This is a genomic window from Streptomyces sp. H39-C1 (assembly GCF_027158125.1).
Lineage (GTDB): Bacteria > Actinomycetota > Actinomycetes > Streptomycetales > Streptomycetaceae > Actinacidiphila > Actinacidiphila fildesensis.
Window position 1 is genome coordinate 42,293 of sequence record NZ_JAPVLS010000074.1, and the last position, 7,220, is coordinate 49,512.

The window sequence follows — 7,220 nt, forward strand, 5'->3', positions numbered from 1 at the left end:
GGCCCGCCATGGCACTTATCGCGATCGCGGCGGACAAGGGGTCGCCCGGTGTGACGACGACGGCTGTCGCCCTCGCCGCCGTCTGGCCGCGCCGTGCGCTGCTCGTCGAGGCGGACCCGTCCGGCGGTGACCTTGTCTACCGCAGCCAGGCCGCGCACGGCGGTGTGCTCGACCCGAACACCGGCATGCTGTCGCTGGCCGCGACGGCCCGCCGCGGGCTGGCCGCCGAACAGCTGTGGGACCACGCGCAGCCGCTCGCCGGGGGCCTCGATGTGGTCGTCGGGCTCGGCGGTTCCGAGCAGGCGGCCGGGCTGGTCGGGCTGTGGCCGACGCTGGGCCGGGCGTTCGCGACGCTCGCCGAGTCGCCGAACGGCGCGGCCGACGTGCTCGCCGACTGCGGCCGGATCGGCGCCGATTCGCCCTCGCTGGAACTGTTCTCGCATGCCGCGCTCGTCCTGCTGGTGTCCCGGACGGAGCCCGAGCAGCTCGCCAGGGTGCGGGACCGCGCCGCGGCGCTCTCCGCCAAGCTGCACGGTTCGCAGCGCGGCGCGGCCGCGCTCGGGTTCCCGCCGATCGGCGTGCTGCTGGTCGCCGAACCGGGACAGAGCGCCCGTATCGTCAGCCAGGTCAACGACATGCTCGTGGCCTCGCAGATCGCCGCCCGCGTCGTCGGCACCCTCGCGCACGACCCCGCGGGCGCCGAGCAGCTGGCTGGCCGCCGCCGTGGCCGTCTCGACAAGTCGTTGCTGATCCGTTCGGCCCGGCAGATCACCGCCGACGTGCCGCACCGGTACGGGGTTCTCCGATGAGCGGGGTTCTTCGATGAGCGCCATGGACCACCAGCTCGTCAAGCGGTTCCGGCAGGACGCGGGCGACCGCATATCCGAGCAGCGCCGCCTCGACCAGGTGTCGGGCGTGCCCGCGATGTCCCCCGAGGACGAGCGGCAGTTCGCCCGCGCCGTCATCGCGCAGATCCTGGAGGACTACGCGCGCGCCGAGATCAACCTCGGCCGCACGCCGCCCAACGCGGAGGCCGAGGAGGCGTACGCGGCGGCCGTGCACGCCGCGCTGTTCGGCGTCGGACGGCTGCAGCCGCTGCTCGACGACCCCGAGGTCGAGAACATCGACATCAACGGCTGCGACCAGGTGTTCGTCGGGTACTCGGACGGCCGGGAACTGCGCGCCGACCCCGTCGCCGAGTCCGACGAGGAGCTCATCGAGCTCATCCAGGTGCTCGGCGCGTACTCGGGCCTGTCGTCGCGCCCCTTCGACTCGGCGAACCCACAGCTCGACCTGCGGCTCCCGGACGGCTCGCGTCTGTCCGCCGTCATGGACGTCACGCGCCGCCCCGCGCTCTCCATCCGCCGGGCGCGGCTCGGCAAGGTCTTCCTCTCCGACCTGGTCGGCAACAACACGCTCACCCCTGAACTGCACTCGTTCCTCAGCGCCGCCGTGCTCGCCCGCAAGAACATCATGATCGCGGGCGCCACCAACGCCGGGAAGACGACGCTGCTGCGCGCGCTCGCCAACGTCATCGGGCCGACCGAGCGTCTGATCACCGTCGAGCGGGCGCTGGAGCTCGGGCTCGACCAGTTCCCCGAACTGCACCCGAACGTCGTGGCGTTCGAGGAGCGGCTGCCCAACTCCGAGGGCCAGGGCATGATCTCGATGGCCGAGCTGGTGCGGCGGTCGCTGCGTATGAACCCCTCACGCGTCATCGTCGGTGAGGTCCTCGGCGACGAGATCGTCACCATGCTCAACGCGATGTCGCAGGGCAACGACGGCTCGCTCTCCACGATCCACGCCAACAGCTCCGCCGAGGTCTTCAACCGCATCTCGACGTACGCCCTCCAGGCGAAGGAGCGGCTGCCCGTCGAGGCGTCCCAGATGCTCGTCGCGGGCGCCATCGACTTCGTCGTCTTCGTGCAGCGGCGCAACGACTTCGAACGCGGCGGCACCCTGCGCCGTGTCGTCACATCCATCCGGGAGGTCAACGGCATCGACGGCCGCGTCCTGTCCAGCGAGGTCTTCGCGGAGGGCCAGGACGGGCGGGCCTACCCGCACGCGCCCTTGTCCTGCCTGGACGAACTCCTCGCCAACGGCTACCAGCCCTCGGGGGTGTGGCGATGATGACCGGTGTGTTCTCCCTGCCCGTGCTGTACGGACTGCTGGCCGGCACGGCCGTCGGCGGCGGTATCGCGCTGTTCGTCGTCGCGCTGCGCGGCTGGGCGCCCAAGCCGGGCGCCGCGAACGACAACGGGAAGCGTGCCGCCGAACTCGTCCGCTTCCTGTCCACCCGCGGCTCGCTGGCGATCGGCGGCGGACTCGTCGTCCTGGCGCTGACCCGGTGGATGGTGATGGGCGCCGCCACCGGCATCCTCGTCTTCACCTGGGACCGCCTCTTCGGCGGCGCCGCCGAGGAGCGCGCCGCGATGAAGCGCGTCGAGGCGCTCGCCGCCTGGACCGAATCGCTGCGTGACACCATCGCCGGCGCCGTCGGCCTGGAGCAGGCCATCCCCGCCTCGGCGCGGGCCGCCGCCCCGGCGCTGCGCACCCACCTGGAGGCGCTCGTCGACCGGCTGCGGTCGCGTACGCCCCTCCCGGACGCGCTGCAGCACCTCGCCGACGAGATCAACGACGCCTCCGCCGACATCATCATCGCGGCGCTCATCCTCAACTCCCGGCTCCGCGGCCCCGGTCTGCGCGAGGTCCTCGGTGCCCTCGCCAAGTCGGCCCGCGAGGAGGTCGACATGCGGCAGCGCGTCATGGCGCAGCGCGCGAGCACCCGGCGCAGTGTGCAGATCGTCATCGTGGTGTCGGTGACCTTTGTGCTGGGGCTGGCGATCTTCAACCGGAGCTTCGTCGAGCCGTACGGGACGGCCGTCGGCCAGCTGGTGCTGGGCGTCGTGTGCGCGTTGTTCGCTGCCGGGTTCTGGTGGCTGCGCAATCTGTCGAAGATCGAGACGCCGGAGCGGTTCCTGACGCACGCACCCGAGCGACAGGAGATGGGCGCCCGATGAACAGCATCTTCCTGACCGTGACCGTCGGCGCCATCGCCGGACTCGGCATCTTCGCCCTTGTCCGGGCGCTGATGCCGAACCGCCGTGGTGCGGTCGCGACCGTCGCGCAGATCGACGCGCTGCGCGCGGCGGGGCCGTCGAGCGGTCCCGCTCCGCGCGCCACCGACCTCAAGGGGCGGCTCGGCCAGCGCGTTTCGGCCTTCTACCTGCAGCAGGGCTGGGAACAGCGCTCGCTGCGGGCGGACCTCGCCGTCCTCGACCGCAGCTGGGACAGCTTCCTCGCCACGAAGGTGATGCTGTCCGCGGTCGGCGTGTTCTTCGGCCCGTTCCTGTTCGCGATCGCCTGGCAGCTCGGCGTCGGCAGCAACCCCGTCATCCCGCTCTGGATGGCGCTGCTCTTCGGCGGGCTCTTCTTCTTCCTGCCGGACGTGGAAGTACGGCGCGACGCCGTCGACAAGCGCCGCGACCTGCGGCGCGTCATCGGTGCGTACCTCGACCTGGTCTCCATGAACCTCGCGGGGGGCCGCGGTCTGCCCGAGGCGCTCATGGCCGCCGCCGAGATCGGCGACGGCTGGGCGCTGCTGCGCATCCGCAACGCCCTCGCGGACGCGCGGATCACCGGCACGAGCCAGTGGGTCGCCCTGGGGCGGCTCGGCGACGAGCTGGGGGTCGAGGAGCTGAAGGACCTGTCGGTGACGCTGGGGCTGGTCGCCGACGACGGTGCGAAGGTGCGCGAGTCGCTCGCCTCGCGTGCGGAGACGATGCGGCACCGGGAGCTTGCCGAGATCGAGGGCGGGGCAGGCGAGAAGTCGCAGTCCATGCTCGTGGCCCAGCTGTTGCTCTGTGCGGGCTTCCTGGTCTTTCTGATCTTTCCGGCGGCGATGCGGGTCTTCAAGGTCTGAATCGCCGAATCGTCGAACCATCCGGACCCTGTGAATCGTCTGATGTCGAAGAGTCTGATCCACGTAGTCACCGAGTCGAGAGGACTTGAACCATGAACCGTTTGCCCATCAGTCACCCCGCGATCGATTTCCTCGTCACGTTCATTCAGGGGCGGGTGCGTCACGCCCGCTCGGAGGAGACCTCACGCGGCGCGTCCGCCGTCGAGTGGGTCATCATCTCGGCCGTGGTCGTGACCATCGTCGGTGTGGTCGCCGCACTGATCAACAACGCGCTCAAGGGCAAGGCCACCGACGTCGGCAACTGCATCTCGGGCACCACCGACACGGGTACCTGCAAGTAAGCGGAGTGATGAGCAGCCGATCAGGGTCTTTCGTACGCCGCAGGCTCGATGCCGCCCGCGGCGACAGCGGTGTGGGCAGTCGCACCGGCTCCGGTGGCGACCGCGGCATGACCGCGATCGAGTTCGTCTTCCTGACCCCGGTGCTCTTCTTCATGATCTTCGCGACCGTGCAGTTCGGGCTCTTCTACTTCGCCGACCACGTCGCGCAGGCCGCCGCCCAGGCGGGCGCCCGCAAGGCGCGGGCCGAGGCGGACGGGAACCCCGGCGGCTGGGAGGCGAAGGCCAGATCGACGGCGTTGAGCTATATCGCGCAGCTCGGACCGAATCTGCTGGAAGGCCCGACGGTGACGTCCTCCGGACCCGCCAACAACACCGTGGGGATCCGGGTGACGGCCACCGTGCCGACGGTCTTCCCGGGGATGACGTTCACGGTGAACGAGCAGTCGCAGGGGCCGATCGAGCGCTTCGTACCGGACATCGGGGGCTGAGGCCGGTCATGCGCAGTTGGCTGCGGAACAGGGCCCGTCGGGCCGGCCGCTCCGGCGATCAGGGGATCTCCACCATCGAGGTGGTGATCCTCGCGCCGGTCATGATCCTGTTCATTCTCGTCCTGGTCGCCTTCGGACAGCTGGTCGACGGCCGGGGCGCGGTGGACAGCGCCGCGCGCGACGCCGCCCGCGCCGGCTCGCTGCAGCGCGACGGCACGACGGCGATGAGCCAGGCCCAGGCGGCGGCCGAGGCGGATCTGGCGGACACCTGCCTCGACCACCCCACCGTGACGAAGACCAGTAAGGGCTTCGAGGCCGGCGGGCTCTTCTCCGTCGATGTGACGTGCACCGTGCGCGGCTTCGGGGTTCTGGGACTCAACATCAAGAACACCATCACCGCCACGAGCGCCTCGCCGCTCGACCCGTACCGGAGGGCAGCACCGTGACGTGGCTGACGGCGCGACGGCCCGCGGCCCGCGACGATCGCGGCTCCGGCACCGCGGCGGTGCTCATGTTCGCCCTGGTGTTCATGACGCTCGCCGCCTTCGTCGTCGACGGCGGACTGTCCATCCACAAACGCGAGCGCGCCGCGGACATCGCCGAGCAGGCGGCCCGTTACGCGGCCCAGGACATCGACGTGGAGGCGCTGCGGAACGCGCCCGCGGGCACTCCGCCGCGGATCAACACCGCGAACTGCGACGCCCGGGTCAAGGACTTCGCCGCACGGTCGGGGCTCAGCATCGAGGACGCCGCCGCCTCCGGCTGCGACCTGGCCAGGACCACCGACCAGCATGTAGAGGTGAGGATTCAGCTCACCTACAGTCCCACTCTGACGGGTTTCTTCTACAGCAAGGACTTCACGGTCCACGGGACGGCGGCGGCCGAGATCGCCACCGGCTGATTCGTCGCCGTCCATCCACCGCACCACCGAAGGCAGAAGGCAGAGGAACGAGCCCATGGCACGCACGACCGCCAGTCGGCGACCGGCCCAACCCGCGCAACCGGGCCGGCCGCAGCCGCCACGCCGCCGCCGTACGTTCGGTGACGTCGTCCGGGCGCTCCTGGCGTTTCTCGCGCTCGCCGTCCTGGTGGTGGGCGTGCCGGTCGCGCTGCTGAAGATCGTCGGCTCGCCGCTGCCGCACTCCTACTCGATGGAGGTGCTGCGGGAGCCGATCACGACGGAGACGTTCATCAACGTGCTGGCCGTCGTGGTCTGGCTGGCGTGGGCGCAGTTCGCGGCGTGCGTGATCGTGGAGACGAAGGCCGCGATCTCCGGGATCGGGATGCCGTCGCGGGTGCCCGCGTCGGGGCCGAGCCAGTTGCTGGCGCGCCAGTTGATCGCGGCGCTGCTGTTGATCGGCGCGAGCGCCGCCAGCCTCACGCCGGGGCTCGCGCAGCTCGGCAACCTGCACGACCAGCCGCACCGCGGCGGCCCGGCCGTGACCGCCCAGCAGACGCCGGGGCAGGTGCAGCAGCACCAGCAGCACGCGGCCGGTGGTACGCAGCAGCAGGGCGGCGGGCCCGCCTCCACGACGGTGACGCCGGGTGCGGCCGCCGCCGCGGAGGCCGCCAAGGAAGCGACGAAGTTCTACCGGATCCAGCCGCCCGAGGGCCGGCACCACGATTCGCTGTGGGAGATAGCCGAACGCCACCTCGGCGACGGCCGCCGCTACAACGAGATCTACCAGCTCAACAAGGACCGGGCGCAGCCCGACGGTTCGAAGCTGTCCAAGGCGAGCCTGATCCGGCCCGGCTGGATCATGGAGATGCCGGCCGACGCGCGCGGCGGCGACCTCGTGGAGATGCCCGTCGCGGCGCCGAAGCCCGCTCCCGACGTGCAGCACTACGCGGAGCGCGGCGGGGTCAAGGACACGGCGGCCGAAGGGGCTCACGCGGCGCACACCGCACCTGTCCGGACACCCGCCCAAACGCCGGTTCAGACCCCGGCCCAGACGCCCACGCAGAAGCCCGCCCAGCAGCCCGCCCACGCCGAAGAGGCCCCGGTCGGGCCGGCCGTCGCCGCACCGTCCGTATCCCAGGGCTCCGGGCACGGATTCGGGCTGCCCGAGGCGCTCATCGGCGCCCCGCTGCTGGCGGCCGGGCTGCTCGCCGCGCTGGGGCGGCGCCGCCGTACCGCGCTGTGGCAGTCGGTCACCGCCGGCGCGGTCCGCACGCCCCGCACCCCCAACGGGCCCGAGGCCGACGCCGCCGACGCGCTGCGGATCGGCGCGGACGCCGATACCGTCGCGTTCCTCGACCGCGCGCTGCGCGCCCTATCGGCACGGCTCGCCTCGGACGGCGGCAAGCTGCCCACGGTCTACGCGGCATGGCTCACCGACGAGGCGCTGCACCTCCAGCTGGCCTGGCCCGAGGGCCAGCCGCCCGCGCCGTGGCAGCTCGGCCCGGACCAGACGGTCTGGCGGCGGGCCCGGGCGGTCCGGCCCGCCGACGCGGTCGTCGGCGCCCGCG

At 71.7% G+C, this 7,220-nt stretch carries 8 protein-coding genes and 1 pseudogene; all 9 read left to right on the plus strand.

Annotated features, from left to right (window positions below):
* Nucleotides 1-8 precede the first annotated feature (8 nt).
* Nucleotides 9-809, plus strand: a complete 801-nt coding sequence (locus O3W51_RS35615; RefSeq protein WP_138353523.1) for a hypothetical protein — start codon at nt 9-11, stop codon at nt 807-809.
* Nucleotides 810-822: 13 nt separating this feature from the next.
* The gene (locus O3W51_RS35620; protein WP_138353524.1) at nt 823-2,130 is read left to right on the plus strand and encodes a CpaF family protein; all 1,308 of its coding nucleotides are present in this window, start codon (nt 823-825) and stop codon (nt 2,128-2,130) included.
* Nucleotides 2,130-3,020: a type II secretion system F family protein gene (locus O3W51_RS35625; RefSeq protein WP_138353597.1), complete on the plus strand. Its 891-nt coding sequence runs from the start codon at nt 2,130-2,132 to the stop codon at nt 3,018-3,020. Before O3W51_RS35620 ends, O3W51_RS35625 begins: the two co-directional genes overlap by 1 nt.
* Nucleotides 3,017-3,922, plus strand: a complete 906-nt coding sequence (locus O3W51_RS35630) for a type II secretion system F family protein (RefSeq protein WP_187144915.1) — start codon at nt 3,017-3,019, stop codon at nt 3,920-3,922. Before O3W51_RS35625 ends, O3W51_RS35630 begins: the two co-directional genes overlap by 4 nt.
* 92 nt (nt 3,923-4,014) lie before the next feature.
* On the plus strand, nt 4,015-4,263 hold the full coding sequence (locus O3W51_RS35635; protein WP_138353525.1) for a hypothetical protein: 249 nt from the start codon (nt 4,015-4,017) through the stop codon (nt 4,261-4,263).
* An 8-nt stretch (nt 4,264-4,271) separates the two neighbouring features.
* Nucleotides 4,272-4,751, plus strand: a complete 480-nt coding sequence (locus O3W51_RS35640; RefSeq protein WP_138353526.1) for a TadE family protein — start codon at nt 4,272-4,274, stop codon at nt 4,749-4,751.
* Between the two features lie 8 nt (nt 4,752-4,759).
* Nucleotides 4,760-5,197 carry a TadE/TadG family type IV pilus assembly protein gene (locus tag O3W51_RS35645; RefSeq protein ID WP_138353527.1) on the plus strand — a complete coding sequence of 146 codons (438 nt, stop codon included), beginning with the start codon at nt 4,760-4,762 and terminating at the stop codon, nt 5,195-5,197.
* The gene (locus O3W51_RS35650) at nt 5,194-5,652 is read left to right on the plus strand and encodes a TadE/TadG family type IV pilus assembly protein (protein ID WP_244809219.1); all 459 of its coding nucleotides are present in this window, start codon (nt 5,194-5,196) and stop codon (nt 5,650-5,652) included. Before O3W51_RS35645 ends, O3W51_RS35650 begins: the two co-directional genes overlap by 4 nt.
* Before the next feature lie 55 nt (nt 5,653-5,707).
* Nucleotides 5,708-7,220 (plus strand): annotated as a pseudogene (locus O3W51_RS35655) (hypothetical protein); the annotation flags it as partial.

Bases quoted from the DNA above. Each gene is read 5' to 3' on its own strand.
- O3W51_RS35645 (WP_138353527.1), top strand. From the start codon at position 4,760: ATGCGCAGTTGGCTGCGGAACAGGGCCCGTCGGGCCGGCCGCTCCGGC.
- O3W51_RS35625 (WP_138353597.1), top strand. From the start codon at position 2,130: ATGACCGGTGTGTTCTCCCTGCCCGTGCTGTACGGACTGCTGGCCGGC.
- O3W51_RS35630 (WP_187144915.1), top strand. From the start codon at position 3,017: ATGAACAGCATCTTCCTGACCGTGACCGTCGGCGCCATCGCCGGACTC.
- O3W51_RS35615 (WP_138353523.1), top strand. From the start codon at position 9: ATGGCACTTATCGCGATCGCGGCGGACAAGGGGTCGCCCGGTGTGACG.
- O3W51_RS35640 (WP_138353526.1), top strand. From the start codon at position 4,272: ATGAGCAGCCGATCAGGGTCTTTCGTACGCCGCAGGCTCGATGCCGCC.
- O3W51_RS35635 (WP_138353525.1), top strand. From the start codon at position 4,015: ATGAACCGTTTGCCCATCAGTCACCCCGCGATCGATTTCCTCGTCACG.
- O3W51_RS35620 (WP_138353524.1), top strand. From the start codon at position 823: ATGAGCGCCATGGACCACCAGCTCGTCAAGCGGTTCCGGCAGGACGCG.